Annotated in this window: 16 protein-coding genes; 5 read left to right on the forward strand and 11 right to left on the reverse strand. The window is 70.9% G+C overall.

Going from position 1 to position 19,117, the window contains the following annotated elements:
• Positions 1-35: 35 nt before the first annotated feature.
• The 3 genes from HYQ63_RS07155 to HYQ63_RS07165 all read right to left on the reverse strand — a co-directional run bounded on the left by HYQ63_RS07155 (position 36) and on the right by HYQ63_RS07165 (position 2,015).
• Complete coding sequence (locus HYQ63_RS07155; RefSeq protein WP_257231691.1) at positions 36-845, reverse strand: hypothetical protein; 810 nt, start codon at positions 843-845, stop codon at positions 36-38.
• Between the two features lie 119 nt (positions 846-964).
• Complete coding sequence (locus HYQ63_RS07160; protein WP_179933073.1) at positions 965-1,183, reverse strand: DUF397 domain-containing protein; 219 nt, start codon at positions 1,181-1,183, stop codon at positions 965-967.
• Between the two features lies 1 nt (position 1,184).
• Entirely contained in the window at positions 1,185-2,015 is an 831-nt protein-coding gene (locus tag HYQ63_RS07165; protein WP_257231693.1) for a helix-turn-helix transcriptional regulator, read from the reverse strand.
• A 234-nt stretch (positions 2,016-2,249) separates the two neighbouring features.
• On the opposite strand from HYQ63_RS07165, the gene HYQ63_RS07170 reads away from it, so the two are divergent.
• Positions 2,250-2,561: a hypothetical protein gene (locus tag HYQ63_RS07170; protein WP_179933075.1), complete on the forward strand. Its 312-nt coding sequence runs from the start codon at positions 2,250-2,252 to the stop codon at positions 2,559-2,561.
• Between the two features lie 7 nt (positions 2,562-2,568).
• Entirely contained in the window at positions 2,569-3,645 is a 1,077-nt protein-coding gene (locus HYQ63_RS07175) for an NAD(P)-binding domain-containing protein (RefSeq protein ID WP_179933076.1), read from the forward strand.
• A gap of 47 nt (positions 3,646-3,692) precedes the next feature.
• On the opposite strand, the gene HYQ63_RS07180 is transcribed toward HYQ63_RS07175, so the two are convergent.
• The 8 genes from HYQ63_RS07180 to HYQ63_RS07215 all read right to left on the reverse strand — a co-directional run bounded on the left by HYQ63_RS07180 (position 3,693) and on the right by HYQ63_RS07215 (position 12,271).
• A complete protein-coding gene (locus HYQ63_RS07180; RefSeq protein WP_179939833.1) occupies positions 3,693-4,712 on the reverse strand; it encodes a LacI family DNA-binding transcriptional regulator in 1,020 nt (339 codons plus the stop codon).
• Positions 4,713-4,814: 102 nt separating this feature from the next.
• Positions 4,815-5,849, reverse strand: coding sequence for a LacI family DNA-binding transcriptional regulator (locus HYQ63_RS07185; protein ID WP_179933077.1), 1,035 nt, complete (start codon positions 5,847-5,849; stop codon positions 4,815-4,817).
• Between the two features lie 5 nt (positions 5,850-5,854).
• Positions 5,855-7,282: a BNR repeat-containing protein gene (locus HYQ63_RS07190; RefSeq protein ID WP_179933078.1), complete on the reverse strand. Its 1,428-nt coding sequence runs from the start codon at positions 7,280-7,282 to the stop codon at positions 5,855-5,857.
• Between the two features lie 22 nt (positions 7,283-7,304).
• Positions 7,305-7,625 (reverse strand): L-rhamnose mutarotase, encoded by a 321-nt coding sequence (locus HYQ63_RS07195; RefSeq protein WP_179939835.1) that lies wholly within the window; start codon positions 7,623-7,625, stop codon positions 7,305-7,307.
• A 15-nt stretch (positions 7,626-7,640) separates the two neighbouring features.
• Positions 7,641-8,723, reverse strand: a complete 1,083-nt coding sequence (gene rhaS / locus HYQ63_RS07200) for a rhamnose ABC transporter substrate-binding protein (protein ID WP_179933079.1) — start codon at positions 8,721-8,723, stop codon at positions 7,641-7,643.
• A gap of 25 nt (positions 8,724-8,748) precedes the next feature.
• A complete protein-coding gene (locus tag HYQ63_RS07205; RefSeq protein WP_179933080.1) occupies positions 8,749-9,717 on the reverse strand; it encodes an ABC transporter permease in 969 nt (322 codons plus the stop codon).
• The gene (locus tag HYQ63_RS07210; protein ID WP_179933081.1) at positions 9,714-10,748 is read right to left on the reverse strand and encodes an ABC transporter permease; all 1,035 of its coding nucleotides are present in this window, start codon (positions 10,746-10,748) and stop codon (positions 9,714-9,716) included. The genes HYQ63_RS07205 and HYQ63_RS07210 overlap by 4 nt, the downstream gene beginning before the upstream one ends.
• Complete coding sequence (locus tag HYQ63_RS07215; RefSeq protein WP_179933082.1) at positions 10,745-12,271, reverse strand: sugar ABC transporter ATP-binding protein; 1,527 nt, start codon at positions 12,269-12,271, stop codon at positions 10,745-10,747. Before HYQ63_RS07215 ends, HYQ63_RS07210 begins: the two co-directional genes overlap by 4 nt.
• A 213-nt stretch (positions 12,272-12,484) precedes the next feature.
• Here HYQ63_RS07215 and HYQ63_RS07220 point away from each other — a divergent pair, with 213 nt between their 5' ends.
• The 3 genes from HYQ63_RS07220 to HYQ63_RS07230 all read left to right on the forward strand — a co-directional run bounded on the left by HYQ63_RS07220 (position 12,485) and on the right by HYQ63_RS07230 (position 18,986).
• Entirely contained in the window at positions 12,485-15,691 is a 3,207-nt protein-coding gene (locus tag HYQ63_RS07220; protein WP_179933083.1) for an alpha-L-rhamnosidase, read from the forward strand.
• Positions 15,692-15,724: 33 nt separating this feature from the next.
• Positions 15,725-16,885, forward strand: coding sequence for an L-rhamnose isomerase (gene rhaI / locus HYQ63_RS07225; RefSeq protein WP_179933084.1), 1,161 nt, complete (start codon positions 15,725-15,727; stop codon positions 16,883-16,885).
• A gap of 61 nt (positions 16,886-16,946) precedes the next feature.
• Complete coding sequence (locus tag HYQ63_RS07230) at positions 16,947-18,986, forward strand: bifunctional aldolase/short-chain dehydrogenase (RefSeq protein WP_179933085.1); 2,040 nt, start codon at positions 16,947-16,949, stop codon at positions 18,984-18,986.
• The last annotated feature ends 131 nt before the right edge of the window (positions 18,987-19,117 follow it).

Genomic DNA, 19,117 nt, shown 5'->3' on the forward strand with positions numbered 1-19,117 from the left:
CGGACAGTTTTCCTGGAAGGTACCACCGGCCCGGCCTAGGGGATCGAGCGTGCGTTGGCCCGCAGCGTGTCCAGGTCCCGTCGGACCGCTTCGTACGCGGCCTTGTTCCGGTCGATGTCGGCTCGCTGACGCTTCGCCATCACGGACCACCACACCCCGAGGGTGTTGTGCTTCCGCTTGCACTCGATGTCCGCGACGGCAGTGCCCACCTCCCGCTCGGTGTGTGTGGTGTTGCCGTCGCGGCTCGTGCCCCAGCCCTTGTCCTTCCGAGCGGCCTCCGGGTTCCCGTATCGCTTGAACCCCTTGTCCACGACGCAGTCCGACCAGGTCGCGACCGCCTTCCGCAGGCGCGGTTCCTTGGCCACCGCCTTCTCCAGCCGCTCCTCGCGGCGGCTGGGGTACGCCCACATGTGGGTGGTGTCCTCGACGCCCTTGAGCAGCTGCCGGTCCCCCTGCCCCGCGCAGCCGCCCTTCGGGGCGCGGGAGCTGGACAGGCCGTACAGGGCCGCGTACTCCTTGTCCGTCATGGCGCGGCCCTTCGGCCCGGCCCCGCCCAACGGGCTTGCCTTCGGAGCCCAGCCGTACCCCCACCGCTTCGCCCGGTCGAGGTCGAGCGGCCCCAACGGCGTCTCGCTCAAGCGGAGCGTCAGGAGCGACGACCCCGACGACCCGGAACTCTTCGGGGGTTTCGGGTCCAGGGGGAAGTCGGCGAAGCCGAGGCCCACCATGCAGCGCTGTGCGAGGCGATCCCGCGCCGTGTCGAACTCCTTGGTGGCCCGCTTGCCGAGCTTGTACCGGTCGATGGGCAGCATCGGCAGGTCGTCCGCCTCCTTGACCTCGGGCACCTTTCCACCTCCGGATGGGGAGGAACCGGAGCCGCAGCCCGCCACGACCACCGTCAGCAGCAGTGGGGCAACTTGCCACCACACCCGATTCGGCCTCAAGACCCTCCCCCATTCCTCCGTCAGCAGAGGTTGGACCTTACCGCGCTGACGAACGCGGTCCACGCGACGGCCGGGACCACCAGGGCGGGGCCGGTCTTGTCCTTCGAGTCACGGATACCGACCTCGGTGGTGCGGGTGAGGTGGGCGATCTCCACGCAGCCGGTGCCGTTCGCTTCGCTGTAGGAGGATTTGAACCAGGCCGCCTCGGGTGCGACGTTGGTTGCTATGCCGTGGGTCATGTCAGATCTCCCGTACTAGTCGTTGCAGGAACGCCGGTGTATCGCCAGGCGCGAGAGCGGCGGCCCGCAGGTTTTCGAACCTGCGTGAGAAGGACCAGATCGTCGTTTCCTTGTCGCTGATGTCGGATCCGTCGACGGCGTCGCTCTGCACCACGGACGGCAGCGGGGCGCCGAACTCCCACAGGTTGAAGTTCGTGTGAGGCCGATAGGCGGGTGTGGCCATCGGAATGATCTGGACCGTCACATTGTCGAGCCGCAGCAGGGTCTGGATCTCCTCGTATTGCTCGCGCATCACTTCGGGGCTGCCGACCACGCGTCGCAGCGACGCTTCATCCTGGATGACCCAGAGTTCCATCGGGTTGTCCCTGCGCGTCAGGGCCTTCTTCCGTTCCATCCGGATCTGGATGTGCCGTTCGACGAACTCGGTCGTGGTCTCCTCGACCGGCTTGGCGGCCTGGAACAGCTCCCTCGCGTAGCGATCGGTTTGCAGCAAGCCGAAGACCACGTTCGGCTGCCACGTCCGGCTGGTGCGGGCGCCGCTCTCCAAACCGATGTGCATCCCCATGCCGGACGGCAGCACACTGCGATAGACGGACCACCAGCCCCTATTGAGCGAATCGCGGTGGATCTGCATGAGGAAGTCGATGTCTTCCTCGTCCTCGACGCCGTACCGGTCCAGGAGGGCTTTCAGGTCCGCGGCCTTGGGCAGGGCAGAGAGCCCGTTCTCGACGCGGAACAGCTTCGTGGTGGAAAACGTCAACCCGTCCACCGCCTCCGCGAGGGTGAATCCGGCCTTGTCCCTCAACCGCTTGAGTTCCCAGCCGAGTTGCATGCGACGGACCGTCGGTCCTGTTGGTGCTGCCACGAGTATGCCTTCCGTCGGGTCGAGCCTGCCATGCCGTGATGCGGGTCCTGAGTCTGGCAGCGGCAGACCAGCACATCAGGCCAATGGCTCACTCGGTCACATATGCCATCTGAAGCGGAAATTAGCTGTCATCTTGCGCGTCAGCTTTCGCGCGCCCGAAGCTGTTTCCGCCATCACGTCCCCATTCCACGGAGCCGCCCCATGCCATCCCCACGCCCCCGCCTCCTGCCCTGGCCCGCGGAGAACGGCAAGCCCTGCTACCTCGTCGCCGACGACTCCGGAGCGGGCTACATCTCACTGCTGGCCGACGAGATGGAGACCGTGCAGCTCCGCACCGGGGCCGAGCTGCTGGCGCACGCGCGCCCGCTCCTCCGGGACCGTAAGGCGCACGCCGGTGAGCTGCGCTTCGTGGGGCATCGGCTCGCCGAGGCGCTGCACGACGCGCTGCGGGTGGCCGAGAGCCGGGGCATGCGGCTGGAGCACCGGGAAGAACCGGCGCCGAAGCCGAGTTAGTAGAAGCATGAACAACGTGGACGTCGTGGTCGTGGGCGCCGGGCAGGCGGGGCTGTCCGGGGCGTATCACCTGCGGCGGGCGGGGTACGAGCCGGGCACCGGATTCGTGGTGCTCGACCACTCCCCCGCCCCCGGCGGGGCGTGGCAGTTCCGGTGGCCGTCGCTGACGTACGGCAAGGTGCACGGGATGTACGACCTGCCCGGGATGCGGCTGGCCGACGACGACGCCGACCCCGAGCGGCCGTCGTCCGAGGTGGTCCCCGCGTACTTCGCACGTTACGAGCGCGCCTTCGACCTGCGGGTCGTCCGGCCCGTGCACGTCACCGCCGTGCAGGAGGACGACGGCAGGCTACGGGTCGAGACCTCCGCCGGGACGTGGTCCGCCCGCGCGCTGATCAACGCGACCGGCACCTGGGACCGCCCCTTCTGGCCGCGCTACCCCGGGCAGGAGACCTTCCGGGGGCGGCAGCTGCACACCGCGCAGTACCCGGGCCCGGAGGCGTTCGCCGGGCAACGGGTGATCGTCGTCGGGGGCGGGACGTCCGGGGTGCAGCACCTGCTGGAGATCGCCGAGGTGGCGGCCGCGACCACCTGGGTCACCCGGCGCCCGCCGGTCTTCCGCGCCGGACCGTTCGGCCAGGACCAGGGGCGGGCCGCGGTGTCGCTGGTGGAGGAGCGGGTACGGCGGGGGCTGCCGCCGCAGAGCGTGGTGTCGGTGACCGGGCTGCCCATGACGGAGGCGATGGAGCGGGCCCGGGCGCGGGGTGTGCTGGACCGGCTGCCGATGTTCGACCGGATCACCCCGTCCGGGGTGAGCTGGGCGGACGGCCGCACGGTGGCGGCGGACGTCATCCTCTGGGCCACCGGTTTCCGCGCCGCGATCGACCACCTCGCCCCGCTGCGGCTGCGCGAGCCGGGCGGCGGGATCGCCGTCGAGGGGACCCGGGCGGTCCGGGATCCGCGCGTGCACCTGGTGGGCTACGGGCCGTCGGCGAGCACGGTCGGGGCGAACCGGGCGGGCCGGGCCGCGGTGCGCGAGATCCGGGCGCTGCTGGACGCGGCTCCTGCGCAGGCTGCCGTCTGACGGATCGGCCCGTCACGGGCACCGCGTCCCCGGGAACAGCCCGCGGCTCACGCGCCCGGCTTCGCCCCCAGCGTCGAGTCCCGTACGACCAGTTCCGGCTGGAGGACGATCCGCTGGTGGCGGTGGGCTTCGGCGTCGTCGCCGGTCTCCTCGATCAGCAGCTCCGCCGCCGTACGCCCCATCCGGAACGCGGGCTGGCGCACCGAGGTCAGCGGCACGGCCGCGGCCGCCGCGAACTCGATGTCGTCGTACCCGACCAGCGCCACCTCGCCCGGCACCGAGACCCCGGCCGCGAAGAGCGCCTGGAGGACGCCCAGCGCCAGCAGGTCGTTCGCGCAGAACACCGCGGTCGGCCGAGGTGAGATGCCCAGCAGCCGGGCACCGGCGTCGCGGCCCGCCGCCACGTCCAGCCGCGCGGCCTCGATGTGCAGCAGCGCCTCCGGCGGCAGGCCCTCGTCGGCGAGCGCGGCGAGCGCCCCGGCGCGGCGGTCCTGGCACTGCGGCAGCTGCATCGGGCCGCTGACGTACACCAGTCCGCGGTGGCCCTGGGCGAGCAGGTGGCGGACGGCGAGCGCGCCGCCCTCGATGTCGTCCACCGACACCGAGCAGCCCTCGGCGCTGGGCACCTCGCGGTCGACCAGGACGAAGGGGATGTCGTGGCGGCGGAAGTTCTCCAGGTTGCCGCCGGTGGCGTCGGCGGGGGTCACCAGGACGCCGCGTACCCGGTGCTCGGCGAAGAGCCCCAGGTAGTCGGCCTCCTCGTCGGGGCTCTGGGCGCTGTTGCACACCATGACGCCGAGGCCCGCGTCCCGGGCGGCGCGCTCGGCGCCGCTGGCCACGTCCACGAAGAAGGGGTTCGCCATGTCGAGCACCAGCAGCGAGATGATCCGGCTGCGTCCGGCGCGCAGCTGGCGCGCGGATTCGCTGCGTACGTAGCCGAGCCGCTCGATCGCGGCCTGCACCCGGTCACGGGTGGCCTCGGCGACCATCTCCGGTCGGTTGATCACGTTCGAGACGGTGCCGACGGACACTCCCGCCTGCCGCGCGACGTCCTTGATCCCCACCATGCGTCCCACGACCTCGGCCTCCGCCTTCCCGCGACCCACCTCGGCCGCGGGACCCATGCTATGGCGTGCCCGGCGGAGATTTCCTCCACCCCGCCGCCACCGTCACATGCCGTGAACGTTTCGGGTCAGGCTCGATCCCCGGACGACGAGTTCGGGCCGCAGCACGATCCGCCGGTGGCGGTGGGCGTCGGCGCCGTCGCCCGTCTCCTCGATCAGCAGCTCCGCCGCCGTACGCCCCATCCGGAACGCGGGTCGGCGCACCGAGGTCAGCGGCACCGCCGCGGCCGCCGCGAACTCGATGTCGTCGTATCCGACCAGCGCCACCTCGCCCGGCACCGACACCCCCGCCGCGTACAGCGCCTGCAACACCCCCAGCGCCAGCAGGTCGTTCGCGCAGAACACCGCCGTCGGGCACGGCGACATGCCCAGCAGCCGCGCGCCCGCGTCCCGGCCGCCCGCCACGTCCAGCCGTTCCACCTCCACGTGGCGCAGCGCGGCCTCGGCGACCCCCTCCTCTCGCAGCGCACTGAGCGCACCGGCGCGGCGGTCACGGCACTGGGCGAGGTGCATCGGGCCGCTGACGTACGCCAGCGTGCGATGCCCCTGGCCGAGGAGGTGGCGGGCGGCGAGCGCCCCGCCCTCGATGTCGTCCACCGACACCGAGCAGCCCTCGGCACCGGGCACCTCGCGGTCGACGTAGACGAACGGAATGCCGTGCCGCCGGAAGGACTCCAGGTTGCGCCCGGTGGTGTCGGCGGGGGTGACGAGGACGCCGCGTACCCGCTGCTCGGTGAAGAGCCCCAGGTAGTCGGCCTCCTCCTGGGCGCTCTGCGCGCTGTTGCACACCATCACCCCGAGGCCCGCCTCGCGCGCCGCGCGCTCGGCGCCGCCCGCCACGTCCACGAAGAAGGGGTTCGCCATGTCGAGCACCAGCAGCCCGACGATGCGGCTGTGGCCCGCGCGCAGCTGGCGTGCCGACTCGCTGCGGACGTACCCCAGCCGCTCGATGGTGGACAGCACGCGGGCCCGGGTCTGCTCGGACACCGCATCCGGGCGGTTGATGACGTTGGAGACCGTGCCGACCGAGACCCCGGCCTCCTTCGCCACCTCCTTGATGCCGACGCCGTGGGCGCTCAAGTCCCCTAGCCCGGCAGTCGGAAGTCGATGACACGGAGGGCCGAGGGCGTGGTGCCGCTCGACTTCCGCTGGTACATGAACGACAGCACGCCGTCCTGGGCGAGCCGGGTGTCGTCGACGACGACCTCGCCGAAGGCGTTCAGCCCGCTGCCGTCGAAGAGCGTCTTCCAGTCGGTGTATCCCGACGCGCTGGACGCGGCGACGATGCGGCCGTACGGCATGACGGCGTAGGCGTTGTCGTACTTGTCGAAGGCCAGGTGGGTGCGCTGGCTGGAGTTGAGCGCGACCGGGATCTCGGTCTTCTTCCAGGCGCCCGCGGCGTTCTTGAAGAGGTGGAAGGCGCGGCCGTTCGCGGTCCGGTCGGCCACATAGTTGGTGGTGCACTGGCCGAAGCGGCCGGGGACGTAGCTGATGACGGCGTGGGGGCGCCCGGCGGAGTCGGTGGCCTGGCTCTCCTGGTTCATCAGCGAGTGGTCGGGGTTCAGCGGATCGACGACGGTGCCGGTGTCGTTCACGGTCACCTTGTCGGCGCCGCCGGTGGTGCCGACCACGGTGCCCGCCGCGTTGCGCCAGGTGCGGCCGCGGTCGGTGCTGTAGACGTAGCCCGTGTCGTGGTTGGTGAGGCCACCGGCGTTGCACATCACCGCGTTGTTCTGCTCGCGCCAGGTGTAGAAGGCGTGCAACCGGCCGTCGGCGCCGTAGTCGATGCCGTGCAGATACATGTTGCGGGCGGTGCTGGAGCCGTGCTCGCTGGTGTACGTGCCGGTGGACGCGGACCACTCGCCGAGCGCGGTCCACTTGGTGCCGTCGTACTCGGCCAGCGCGTTGCGGCCGTTGCCGGAGACCCCGACCCGGTAGCTGAGCTGAAGACGGCCCTCGGGGGTGGCCACGAACTGCGGATACGTGAACTGGGAGGTGAGCGCGAGCCCGTCCAGGGTGGTCTGCACGGCGCCGAACTGCGCGCTGTTCCACGGGTGTCCGGCGGGATCGTCCAGCAGCCCGGCCACCGACTTCACGTAGAAGAAGCCGCTGCTGTGCGAGTCCATGTTGAGGTGCAGTCGGCCGTCGACGCGCGAGATCCCCATGGAGATCACGTTGTGGGAGTCGTCGGTGGTGAGCTTGTGCGGCAGCCGCACGGTCTGCCAGCCCTGCTGGTTGAGCGCACGGCGCCCGATGACGGCGGTGCGGTCGCCGGTGTACCAGACGGCGTACTGGTAGCCCCGGTAGGTGAGCAGCCCGTTCTTCTGGAACGCGTTGTTGTTGACGAGGCCGTTGTACGACTCGAAGTACACGGCCCCGGGGTCGAGCTGGGTGTCGGCGACCTTGCCGACCGCCGGGCCGGGGGCACTCGGGCCCGCGGCGGTCGCGTTTCCGGCCGGGATGGCGGCGGTGAGGAGGGTGGTGGCCAGCACGGCGACGGCCAGGGGTCTCATATCCGTATGTCTCCTGCGTGTCCTAGGCGAGGTGAAACACTTCGGTGAGCGGTGTCATGGCCTCATCCGGCTTGGCACCGTCCAGCGCTTCGAAGAAGGGCGCCATCTCCGCCTGCCACCGCGCGTTGACGTCGGTGGCGGCCATCGCGGCCTGCGCTGCCGCGAAGTCCTCGGTCTCCAGATAGCCGACCAGCAGCCCGTCCTCCCGCAGGAAGAGCGAGTAGTTGTGCCACCCGGCCGCCGAGAGCGCCTCCAGCATCTCCGGCCACACGGCCTCGTGCCGCTCGCGGTACTCGGCCAGCCGTTCCTGACGGACCTTCAGCAGAAAACACACACGCTGCATCACCGACCGCCCGCCTCAGAAGTGGAACTTGTCGATGTTGGACTTGTCGAAGACCGTGGGCGGGCCGAGGATGACCTCGCCGTTCTTGCCGACGGTGTACTCACCGAGCTTCCCGGCCTTGAACTTCTCCCCCTCGGCCCCGGTGATCTGCCCGGAGGCGAGCGCCGCGGCGGCGTACGAGCCCAGGTAGCCCAGCTTCTTGGGGTCCCACAGCGCGAACTGCTCGACGGTGCCGTCCTTGATGTACTTGCGCATCTGGTTGGGCGTGCCGAGGCCGTTCAGCACGACCTTGCCCTTGTACGAGGAGTCGCTGATGTAGCGGGCGGCCGCGGCGATGCCGACCGTGGTGGGCGAGATGATGCCCTTCAGCTTGGGGTACGCCTTCAGCAGGCCCTGGGTCTCCTGGAACGACTTCTGGTCGTCGTCGTCCCCGTACACCGTCTTGACCAGCTTCATGTTCTTGTACGCGGGCTTCTTCAGCTCGTCCTTCATGAACCCGATCCAGGTGTTCTGGTTGGTCGCGTTCTGGGTGGCCGAGAGGATCGCGATCTCGCCCTTGTAGTCGAGCTGCTTCGCCAGGTGCCGGACCTGGCTGCGGCCGATCTCCTCCGAGCCGGCCTGGTTGATGAACAGCTGGCGGCACGCCGGGGCGGTGTCCGAGTCGTACGCGACGACCTTGATGTTCTTCTTCATGGCCTGCTTGAGCGGGCCGCACACCGCGTTGGGGTCGTTGGCGGCGATGAGGATGGCGTCCTGTCGCTGCTGGACCAGGGTGTTGATGTACGACACCTGGGAGGAGGCGCTGGCGTCGGACGGCCCGACCTCCTTGCCCTTGCTGCCGAACTCCCGGGCGGCGCCGATCCCGGCCGTGTCCAGGATCTTCAGGTACGGGTTGTTGATCTGCTTGGGCAGGAAGGCGAGCTTCAGCCCCTTCTTCAGCGGGGCGTCGGGGTTGGCCTTGGCGTTGCTCTTGGCGGGGCCGCTGTTGTCGGTGTCCTTCTTGGTGGTGCCGCCGCAGCCGGCGAGGGTGACGGCGAGGGCGCAGACCGCGGCCGCGGTGGCGGCGGCGCGGCGCCGCGAGGAGTAGCGCTGGATCATGGGTGACCTTTCAGCCGTATCTGTGTCAACTCGTCGTGGCGGCGCGCCGATGGCGCCAGGCACTCACGGTGGTGATCATGCGCGGGGTGAGGACGGACGCCACCAGCAGCAGCCCGGTGACGATCACCTGGACCTCGTTGGCCACGTCGTTGAGGGTCAGCAGGTTCTTCAGGACGCCGATGAGCAGCACCCCGGCGACCGCGCCGAACACGGTCCCCTTGCCGCCGTCGAAGTCGACCCCGCCCAGCAGGACGGCGGCGATGACCAGCATTTCGAAGCCCTGCCCGTTGTCGGCGCGGGCGCTCCCGTACCGCAGGGTGAACACCACCCCGGCGAAGGCGGAGACGAGCCCCGCCACGACGAACAGCAGCAGCTTGATCCGCTTGACGCGGATGCCCGCGAAGTACGCGGCGTCCTCCTGGGCCCCGATGGCGAACAGCGACCGCCCGAGTCCGGTGGAGTGCAGCACCACGGCGGCGACCACGGCCAGCACGATGAACAGCGCCACCGGATAGGTGAGGAAGGTCCCGGGCACGGTGGTGGTGTCGACCGCCCACTTCGCGTACGTCTCCGGGAAGTCGGTGATGGCGTTCGAGCCGAGCACCACCGAGGCCAGCCCCCGGTACAGGGCGAGCGTGCCGATGGTGACGGCGAGCGACGGCAGCCCGACCCGGGTGACCAGCCAGCCGTTGAGCAGCCCGCCGGCCACGCCGACCAGCAGCACGCACGGCACGATGGTCTCGAACGCCCAGCCCTTCTCCCACAGTTCACCGGTCAGCGCGCTGGACAGGCCGAGCATCGAGGCCACCGACAGATCGACCTGCCCGGCCACCACCAGCAGCGTCATCGGCAGCGCCATCAGCGCGACCTCGGCGATGTCGTTGAAGGCGAAGGCGAGGTTGTCACGGCTGGCGAAGCCGTCCGTCGTACCGAGCCCGGTGACGAAGACGGCCACCAGCAGCACCCCGACCGCGGTGTCCCACCTCGGCTTCATCGCGCGCTCCTCTTCCTCAGCGCACGGGTCATGCGCACGTTCACGATCCGGTCCACGCTGATGGCGGCCAGCAGCAGCGCGCCCGCGATGGCGTCCGCCCAGAAGGAGTCGACCTTCAGCACGGCCAGCGCACTGCCGATGGTGGTGAGCAGCAGCGCTCCCAGCGCCGCGCCCCACACGGTGCCGGTGCCGCCGACGATGGCGACCCCGCCGACCACGACCGCGCTGACCACGGTCAGCTCCCAGCCGTGCGCGTTGTCCGCGACGACGGTCCCGAAGCGGGCCAGCCACAGCGCGCCCGCGAAGCCCGAGACGGCCCCGGAGAAGAGGTACGCGCCGAGCACCCGCCGCCGGATCGGCACCCCGGCGAGCCGGGCGGCCTCGGGGTTGGAGCCGATGGCGTACAGCTCCCGGCCGCTGCGGTACGTCCGCAGGACGTACGCGGTCCCGGCGAGCACCGCTATGGAGATCAGCGGCAGATACGGCAGCCCCAGGACACTGCCGCTGCCCAGGTCCAGCACGGACTGCGGCACGTCGGCGGCGTTGATCTGCTCTCCTTGCGCCCACCAGTAGTCGAGGCCCTGGATGATGTAGAGCATCCCGAGCGTGACCACCAGCGCGGGCACCTTGCCGAAGCTGACGAGCGATCCGCTGACGAGGCCGCAGACCGCGCCGACGAGGACGCCGAGCAGCAGCACCGTCAGCACCCCGTGGTCCGTACCGGAGACGAACTTGCCGCAGGCGAAGGCGGACAGGCCCACCACGGACCCCACCGACAGGTCGATGTTGCGGGTGATGACCACGACGGACTGCCCGACCGCGAGCAGCACCAGGATCGCGGCGTTCAGCAGCAGGTCCTTGATGCCCTGGTCGTTCAGGAAGCGGGGTTCGGCGACCCAGGTGAACAGCACCAGCAGCACCAGCGCGCCCGCGATGCTGATCTCCCGCGCCCGGAAGACGGCGTCGACCAGCGAGCGCGCCGACCGCTCCGTGTCCGGCGCCGGTGCGGGTTTCTCGACCGTGACCGTCATGCCGCCCTCCCCTCGCCGCCGAGCCCCGTCGCGGCGGCCATCACCGACTCCTCGGTGGCCTCGGCACGCGGGATCTCGGCGACCAGCCGCCCCTCGTGCATCACCAGCACCCGGTCGGCCATGCCGAGCACCTCGGGCAGATCGGAGGAGACCATCAGCACCGCAAGCCCCTCGGTGGCCAGCGACGACAGCAGCCGGTGCACCTCGGCCTTCGTGCCGACGTCGATGCCGCGCGTCGGCTCGTCGACGATGAGCACCGCCGGGTCGGTGGCCAGCCACTTGGCGAGCACGACCTTCTGCTGGTTGCCGCCGGACAGCACCCCGACGTGGTCGCCGAGGCTGCCGTACTTCAGCTGGAGCCGCACCGCCCAGTCGGACGCCCGCCCGCGCTCCAGCGCGCGCTTCACCATCCCCGCGCGGCCCAGCCGGCCCAGCCCGGTCAGCCCGATGTTGCGTTCGATGGACATCTCCATGACCAGGCCGCGCTGGCGCCGGTCCTCGGGGACGAGCGCGAGCCCCGCGTCCATGGCCGCCGTCGGCGACCCGGGCCGCAGGACCGTGCCGCCCACCCGCACCTCGCCCGCGTCCGCCCGGTCCACCCCGAAGACGGCCTGCGCGACCTCGCTGCGCCCGGCGCCGACCAGCCCCGCGAGCGCGACGATCTCCCCGCGCCGCACGTCGAACGACACGTCCCGGAAGACGCCCTCCCGGGTCAGCCGCCGCACGGACAGCGCGGTCTCGCCGACCCGGGTCGGCTGCTTGGGGTACAGCTCCTCCAGGTCCCGGCCGACCATGCGGCGTACGAGGTCGTCCTGCGTCAGCCCGTCCAGCGGCTCGGACGCCACCCAGCGCCCGTCCCGGAGCGTGGTGACCCGCTGGCACAGCTCGAAGATCTCCTCCAGCCGGTGCGAGATGAAGAGCACCGCGGCGCCTTCCGCGCGCAGCGCCTCGACCACCGCGAAGAGCCGGGCGGTCTCGCTGCCGGTCAGCGCCGCCGTCGGCTCGTCCATGATCAGTACGCGGGCGTCGAAGGAGAGCGCCTTGGCGATCTCCACGATCTGCTGGTCGGCGATGGACAGCCCGCGCGCGGGCCGGTCCGGGTCGAGGTCGACACCGAGCCGCGCCATCAGACCGGCGACCTGCGCCCGTACCGCCTTGTGGTCGATCCGGCCGAACGTCCGCCGGGGCTGGCGGCTCATGAAGATGTTCTCGGCGATCGACAGATCGGGGAAGAGCGTCGGCTCCTGGTAGATCACGGCGATGCCCGCGTCACGGGCGTCGGCGGGGCCGTGGAAAACCACCGGTCCGCCGTCCAGCAGCACCTCGCCGGAGTCCGGCCGGTGCACTCCGGCCAGAGCCTTGATGAGCGTCGACTTACCCGCGCCGTTCTCCCCGGCCAGGGCGTGCGCCTCCCCGGCGAAGAGCTCCAGCGAGACGTCCCGGAGGGCCCGTACGGCGCCGAAGGACTTGTTCACCCCCTTGAGGGCGAGGACCGGAACGCCGGTCGGAACAGACTGGCTCACGGAGTCTCCTGATACGTGCCGAGCACAGTGCGAATGAAATGTTTCAATGCGGATCCCGGGAAGCTAGCTCCACGCCATGGACCCGTCAAGGGGGTGCGCGCCAGGTAAATCCCCTACCCGCACGACCACTTGACGCACCCCGGCCACCACCCCTACGGTCCAGGCGCCTGCTCGGTTGAATCGTTTTCATCCAGCCGTCCCTGGAGGAAGCTCGTGATCAGCAGACGCCACCTGCTCGCCACCACCGCTGCCACCGGTACGGCCCTCACGGGTCTGCCCGCACTCGCCCCCTCCGCCACCGCGGAGAACCGCCCCACCGCGGGACTGCGGATCCGGAGCACCGCGGTCGAGTACGCCACCCAGCCGCTCGGCCTGGACACACCCCACCCCCGGCTGAGCTGGATCCTCGAATCCGACGCCCGCAACCAGTCGCAGAGCGCCTACCGCATCCGGATCGCCACCTCCCCGGACCGGCTCGGCGACCCGGACGTCTGGGACAGCGGCAAGCGGAAATCGAGCCAGTCGGTCCTGGTCCGCTACGACGGCCCGGCCCTGCGCCCGCGCACCCGCTACCACTGGTCCGTACGCGTCTGGGACGACCGCGGCCGCCCCTCCCCGTGGTCCGCCCCCGACTGGTGGGAGACCGGACTGCTCGGCGCCGGGCAGTGGCGGGCGCACTGGATCACCGCGCCCGCCGAGCTGACCGCGCCCCCGCAACTGGACGGCGCCACCTGGATCTGGTTCCCCGAAGGCGATCCGGCCGCCGACGCCCCGGCGGCCACCCGCTGGTTCCGCACCACCGTCCGGACCACCGGCACCGTCCGGCGCGCCCGCCTGGTCGTGGCGGCCGACGACGGCTTCACCGCCCACGTGGACGGCACCGAGGTCGCCGCCCGCGAGGCGTTGGGCGTGGCCAAGGCGTGGGCCCACCCGGTCACCGTCGACGTCACCGAACACCTGCGCCGAGGAGCGGCCACCCTCGCGATCGCGGCCACCAACGCCGAGCAGGGCCCGGCCGGTCTGCTGGCCACCCTGGAACTCACCACCGAGGACGGCACCACCCACCACCACACGGACCGGACCTGGCGCACCACCGACCGCCGGCCACCCGACACCTGGACCTCCCCCGGCCACGACGACAGCGGCTGGACCACCGCCGAGGAACTCGCCCCCTGGGGCGGCGGGCCGTGGGGCAGGGTGCTGCCGCAACAGTCGCCCGCCCAGCTGCGCCGCACCTTCCGGCTCGAGCGGAAGCCCGTCGCCCGCGCCCGGCTGTACGCCACGGCGCTCGGCCTCTACGAGGCCCACCTCAACGGCGTCCGCGTCGGCCACGACCAACTGACCCCCGGCTGGACCGACTACCGCAAACGCGTGCAGTACCAGACGTACGACGTCACCGACGCGCTGCGGCGCGGCACCAACGCCATCGGCGTGACCCTCGCCCCCGGCTGGTACGCCGGCAACGTCGCCTGGCTCGGCCAGCACCAGTACGGCACCCACCCCGCGCTGCTCGCCCAGCTGGAGGTCACGTACACCGACGGCAGCACCGAGCGCGTCACCACCGACCCCGCGTGGCGCGCCGCCACCGGCCCGCTGCTGACCGCCGACCTGCTGATGGGCGAGGCGTACGACGCCCGCAAGGAGACCCCGGGCTGGACCTCACCGGGCTTCGACGACACCGGATGGCGGCCCGCCACCACCGCCGCGGACATCACCACCGAGGTGGTGGCCCAGGTCGACGCGCCGACCCGGGTGGAACGCGAGCTGAAACCCATCAAACGCACCGAACCCGCCCCCGGGGTGCACCTCTTCGACCTGGGCCAGAACATGGTCGGCAGCGTGCGCCTCACCGTCTCGGGACCGGCCGGCCACACGGTCCGGATCCGCCACGCCGAAGTGCTGAACCCCGACGGCACCGCGTACACGGCCAATCTGCGCACCGCCCACCCCGCCGACACGTACACCCTGAAGGGCGGTGGTACCGAGACCTACGCACCGCGCTTCACCTTCCACGGCTTCCGCTACGTCGAGGTCACCGGCTACCCCGGCACACCGCCCCTCGACGCGGTGACCGGCCGGGTCATGCACACCGCCGCCCCGTTCACCATGTCCTTCCGCACCGACGTGCCGATGCTGAACCAACTGCACTCCAACATCACCTGGGGCCAGCGCGGCAACTTCCTCTCCGTCCCCACCGACACCCCGGCCCGCGACGAACGGCTCGGCTGGACCGGCGACATCAACGTCTTCTCCGGCACGGCCGCGTACACCATGGAGTCGGCCCGCTTCCTCACCAAATGGCTCCAGGACCTGCGCGACGGACAGGGCGCGGACGGCGCCTTCCCCGACGTGGCCCCGGTCGTCAGCGGCCTCGGCAGCGGCACCGCGGGCTGGGGCGACGCCGGGGTGACCGTCCCCTGGAACCTGTACCAGGCGTACGGCGACACCCGGGTCCTGCGCGAGAACTGGCCCGCCATGCGCGGCTGGATCGCCTACCTGGAGAAGCACAGCTCGGGCCTGCTGCGCCCCGCCGAGGGCTACGGCGACTGGCTCAACGTGGACGCCGAGACCCCCAAGGACGTCATCGGCACCGCCTACTTCGCCCACGCCACCGACCTCGTCGCCCGCACGGCACACGTCCTCCGCGAGGACCCCGCCCCCTACGAGGACCTGCTGGCCCGCATCAAGAGCGCGTTCACCGCCGCGTACGTCTCCGCCGGCGGCAAGGTCAAGGGCGACACCCAGACGGGTTACGTCCTGGCGCTCTCCATGGACCTGCTGCCCGCCACCCTTCGCCGCCCGGCGGCCGACCGCCTCGTCGCCCTGATCGAGGCCCGCGACGGACACCTGTCCACCGGCTTCCTCGGCGCCCCACGGCTGCTCCCGACGCTCACCGCGACCGGGCACACCGACCTGGCCCACCGCCTCCTCCAGCAGCGCACCTTCCCCTCCTGGGGCTACCAGATCGACCGGGGCTCGACCACGATGTGGGAGCGCTGGGACTCCATCAAGCCGGACGGCGGCTTCCAGGACGTCGGGATGAACTCCTTCAACCACTACGCCTACGGCTCGGTCGGCGAGTGGATGTACCAGAACATCACCGGCATCGCCCCCGCCGCCCCCGGCTTCCGCCGGATCCTCGTCCGGCCCCGCCCCGGCGGCGAGGTGCGTTTCGCCGAGGGCCGCCACGACTCCCTCTACGGGCCGATCACCACACGCTGGTCACAGCGGGACGGGCAGTTCACGCTCGCCGTCTCGGTACCGGTCAACACCACCGCGGAGATCTGGGTGCCCGCGCGCCGCGAAACCGACGTGGTCCAGCGGGGCGCCCGGTTCCTGCGGCTGGCCGACGGCTGCGCGGTGTACGCCGCGGGCTCGGGTTCGTACCGCTTCTTGACGCGCACCGACCTGCACGCTTAGCTTTCTTGAATCGTTTCACTCCCAAGGAGACCCATGTCTGACGTTTCGGCCGTGAAGGCAGCCCTCAAGAGCCAGGCGATCGAGACGCCGTCATGGGCGTACGGCAACTCCGGAACCCGCTTCAAGGTCTTCGCCCAGCCCGGTGTCCCCCGCACCCCCCAGGAGAAGCTGGACGACGCCGCCCAGGTGCACGCCTTCACCGGCGTCGCCCCCACCGTCGCCCTGCACATCCCCTGGGACAAGGTCGACGACTACGCGGCGCTCGCCAAGTACGCCCAGGAGCGCGGGCTGAAGCTGGGAGCGATCAACTCCAACGTCTTCCAGGACGACGACTACAAGCTGGGCTCGGTCACCCACCCCGACCCGGCGGTCCGCCGCAAGGCCGTGGACCACCTCCTGGAATGCGTCGACATCATGGACGCCACCGGCTCCCGCGACCTCAAGCTCTGGTTCTCCGACGGCACCAACTACCCCGGTCAGGACGACATCGCCGCCCGCCAGGACCGCCTCGCCGAGGCCCTGAACACCGTCTACGACCGGCTCGGGGACGACCAGCGCATGCTGCTGGAGTACAAGTTCTTCGAGCCCGCCTTCTACACCACCGACGTCCCGGACTGGGGCACCGCCTACGCCCACTGCCTGAAGCTCGGCCCCAAGGCCCAGGTCTGCGTCGACACCGGCCACCACGCCCCGGGCACCAACATCGAGTTCATCGTCGCGCTGCTCCTCCGCGAGAAGAAGCTCGGCGCCTTCGACTTCAACTCCCGCTTCTACGCCGACGACGACCTCATGGTCGGCGCCGCCGACCCGTTCCAGCTGTTCCGCATCATGTACGAGGTCATCCGCGGCGGCGGCCTCACCCCGGACATCGCCTTCATGCTCGACCAGTGCCACAACATCGAGCCCAAGATCCCGGCGATCATCCGCTCGGTGATGAACGTCCAGGAGGCCACCGCCAAGGCCCTCCTGGTCGACCGCGACGCCCTCGCCGCCACCCAGCGGTCGGGCGACGTCCTCGGCGCCAACGCGGTCCTGATGGACGCGTACAACACCGACGTACGCCCCCTCCTCGCCGAGGTCCGCGAGGAACTGGGCATCGGCCCCGACCCGATGGCCGCGTACCGGGCGTCCGGCTGGGCGGACCGGATCGTCGCGGAGCGCGTGGGCGGCCAACAGGCGGGCTGGGGCGCGTAACGCCCGCCGTATCCCCGCCCCTTCCTCCCCAGACAGGTCCGCACCCCACACAGAGGACGACATGACCGCAGAACTCCACCCCGAGGCGGCCACGCTGCTGGAGCGGAGCCACCGCCTCGGTGCCGATCCGCGCAACACCAACTACGCGGGCGGCAACACCTCCGCCAAGGGCACCGACACCGACCCCGTCACCGGACAGGACGTCGAGCTGATGTGGGTCAAGGGCTCGGGCGGCGACCTGGGCACCCTCGCCCCCGCCGGTCTCGCCGCGCTCCGCCTGGACCGCCTCCGCGCGCTCACCGGCGTCTACCCGGGGGTGGAGCGCGAGGACGAGATGGTCGCCGCGTTCGACTACTGCCTCCACGGCAAGGGCGGCGCGGCGCCGTCCATCGACACCGCCATGCACGGCCTGGTCGACGCCGCCCATGTGGACCACCTCCACCCCGACTCCGGCATCGCCCTCGCCTGCGCCGCCGACGGCGAGGCGCTCACCAAGGAGTGCTTCGGCAATCAGGTGGTCTGGGTGCCCTGGCGCCGCCCCGGCTTCCAGCTGGGCCTGGACATCGCCGCCATCAAGAAGGCCAATCCCCAGGCCATCGGCTGCATCCTCGGCGGCCACGGCATCACCGCCTGGGGCGACACCTCCACCGAATGCGAAGCCAACTCCCTACGCATCATCCGCACCGCCGAGAAGTTCCTCGCCGAACGCGGCAGGACAGACCCCTTCGGCCCCGTAGTCCACGCCCCCCTCCCCCCGGCCGAGCGCCGTGCCCGCGCCGCCGCCCTCGCGCCCGTGATCCGCGGCCTGGCCTCCACGGACCGCCCGCAGGTGGGCCACTTCACGGACAGCGACACCGTGCTGGACTTCGTCTCCCGCGCGGAACACCCCCGCCTGGCGTTGCTGGGCACCTCGTGCCCGGACCACTTCCTCCGCACGAAGGTCCGCCCCCTCGTGCTGGACCTCCCCCCGAACACCCCCCTCGACGAGACAATCACTCGCCTCAAGGAACTCCACGCCACCTACCGCACCGACTACGCGGCCTACTACGACCGCCACGCCACCCCCGACTCCCCGGCGATGCGCGGCGCGGATCCGGCGATCGTGCTGATCCCCGGGGTGGGCATGTTCAGCTACGGCAAGGACAAGCAGACGGCCCGGGTCGCGGGCGAGTTCTACGTCAACGCGATCAACGTGATGCGGGGCGCCGAGGCGGTCTCGTCCTACGCGCCCATCGAGGAGTCGGAGAAGTTCCGCATCGAGTACTGGGCACTCGAAGAGGCCAAGCTCCAGCGCATGCCGAAGCCCAAGCCCCTCGCCACCCGCGTCGCCCTGGTGACCGGCGCGGGTTCGGGCATCGGCAAGGCGATCGCCCACCGCCTGGTGGCAGAGGGCGCCTGCGTAGTGGTGGCGGACCTGAACGCGGACTCAGCGGCAGCCGTGGCCCAAGAGCTGGGCGGCCCGGACAAGGCAATCCCCGTAACAGCAGACGTCACCAAAGAAGACGACATCAACGAGGCCTTCACCACCGCGGTCCTGGCCTTCGGCGGCGTGGATCTCCTGGTCAACAACGCCGGGATCAGCATCTCCAAGCCACTCCTCGACACCACCGCCAAGGACTGGGACCTCCAGCACGACATCATGGCGCGCGGTTCCTTCCTCGCCTCCCGCGAGGCGGCCCGCGTGTTCATCGCCCAGAACAAGGGCGGCGACATCGTCTACATCGCCTCCAAGAACGCGGTCTTCGCGGGCCCCAACAACATCGCGTACTCCTCCACCAAGGCCGATCAGGCACACCAAGTACGCCTCCTCGCCGCCGAGTTGGGCGGTCACGGCATCCGCGTCAACGGGGTGAACCCCGATGGCGTCGTCCAGGGCAGCGGCATCTTCGCGGGCGGCTGGGGCGCGCAGCGCGCCGCGGTGTACGGGGTGCCCGAGGAGAAGCTGGGCGAGTTCTACGCCCAGCGCACCCTGCTCAAGCGCGAGGTGCTCCCGTCCCACGTGGCGAACGCGGTCTTCGCGCTCACCGGTGGCGATCTGTCCCACACCACGGGCCTGCACATCCCGGTCGACGCGGGGGTCGCGGCGGCGTTCCTGCGCTGACGCGCGCGTGAGGGGGACGGGGTCGCAGGGGTGGGGTCCTGGACGCTGACGTGTATTTGTGGCGCCTGCTTCCGGCCCACCTCACGTCTCCGAGCACCGGCGCCAAAAATATACGGTCCAGGACCCCGCCC

Origin of the sequence: Streptomyces sp. Rer75 (genome assembly GCF_013414305.1) — a bacterium.
GTDB lineage: Bacteria > Actinomycetota > Actinomycetes > Streptomycetales > Streptomycetaceae > Streptomyces > Streptomyces himastatinicus.

Bases quoted from the DNA above. Each gene is read 5' to 3' on its own strand.
- rhaS (WP_179933079.1), bottom strand. From the start codon at position 8,723: ATGATCCAGCGCTACTCCTCGCGGCGCCGCGCCGCCGCCACCGCGGCC.
- HYQ63_RS07230 (WP_179933085.1), top strand. From the start codon at position 16,947: ATGACCGCAGAACTCCACCCCGAGGCGGCCACGCTGCTGGAGCGGAGC.
- HYQ63_RS07205 (WP_179933080.1), bottom strand. From the start codon at position 9,717: ATGAAGCCGAGGTGGGACACCGCGGTCGGGGTGCTGCTGGTGGCCGTC.
- HYQ63_RS07180 (WP_179939833.1), bottom strand. From the start codon at position 4,712: ATGGTGGGGATCAAGGACGTCGCGCGGCAGGCGGGAGTGTCCGTCGGC.
- HYQ63_RS07175 (WP_179933076.1), top strand. From the start codon at position 2,569: ATGAACAACGTGGACGTCGTGGTCGTGGGCGCCGGGCAGGCGGGGCTG.
- HYQ63_RS07190 (WP_179933078.1), bottom strand. From the start codon at position 7,282: ATGAGACCCCTGGCCGTCGCCGTGCTGGCCACCACCCTCCTCACCGCC.
- HYQ63_RS07170 (WP_179933075.1), top strand. From the start codon at position 2,250: ATGCCATCCCCACGCCCCCGCCTCCTGCCCTGGCCCGCGGAGAACGGC.
- HYQ63_RS07160 (WP_179933073.1), bottom strand. From the start codon at position 1,183: ATGACCCACGGCATAGCAACCAACGTCGCACCCGAGGCGGCCTGGTTC.
- HYQ63_RS07165 (WP_257231693.1), bottom strand. From the start codon at position 2,015: ATGCAACTCGGCTGGGAACTCAAGCGGTTGAGGGACAAGGCCGGATTC.
- HYQ63_RS07195 (WP_179939835.1), bottom strand. From the start codon at position 7,625: ATGCAGCGTGTGTGTTTTCTGCTGAAGGTCCGTCAGGAACGGCTGGCC.
- HYQ63_RS07210 (WP_179933081.1), bottom strand. From the start codon at position 10,748: ATGACGGTCACGGTCGAGAAACCCGCACCGGCGCCGGACACGGAGCGG.
- rhaI (WP_179933084.1), top strand. From the start codon at position 15,725: ATGTCTGACGTTTCGGCCGTGAAGGCAGCCCTCAAGAGCCAGGCGATC.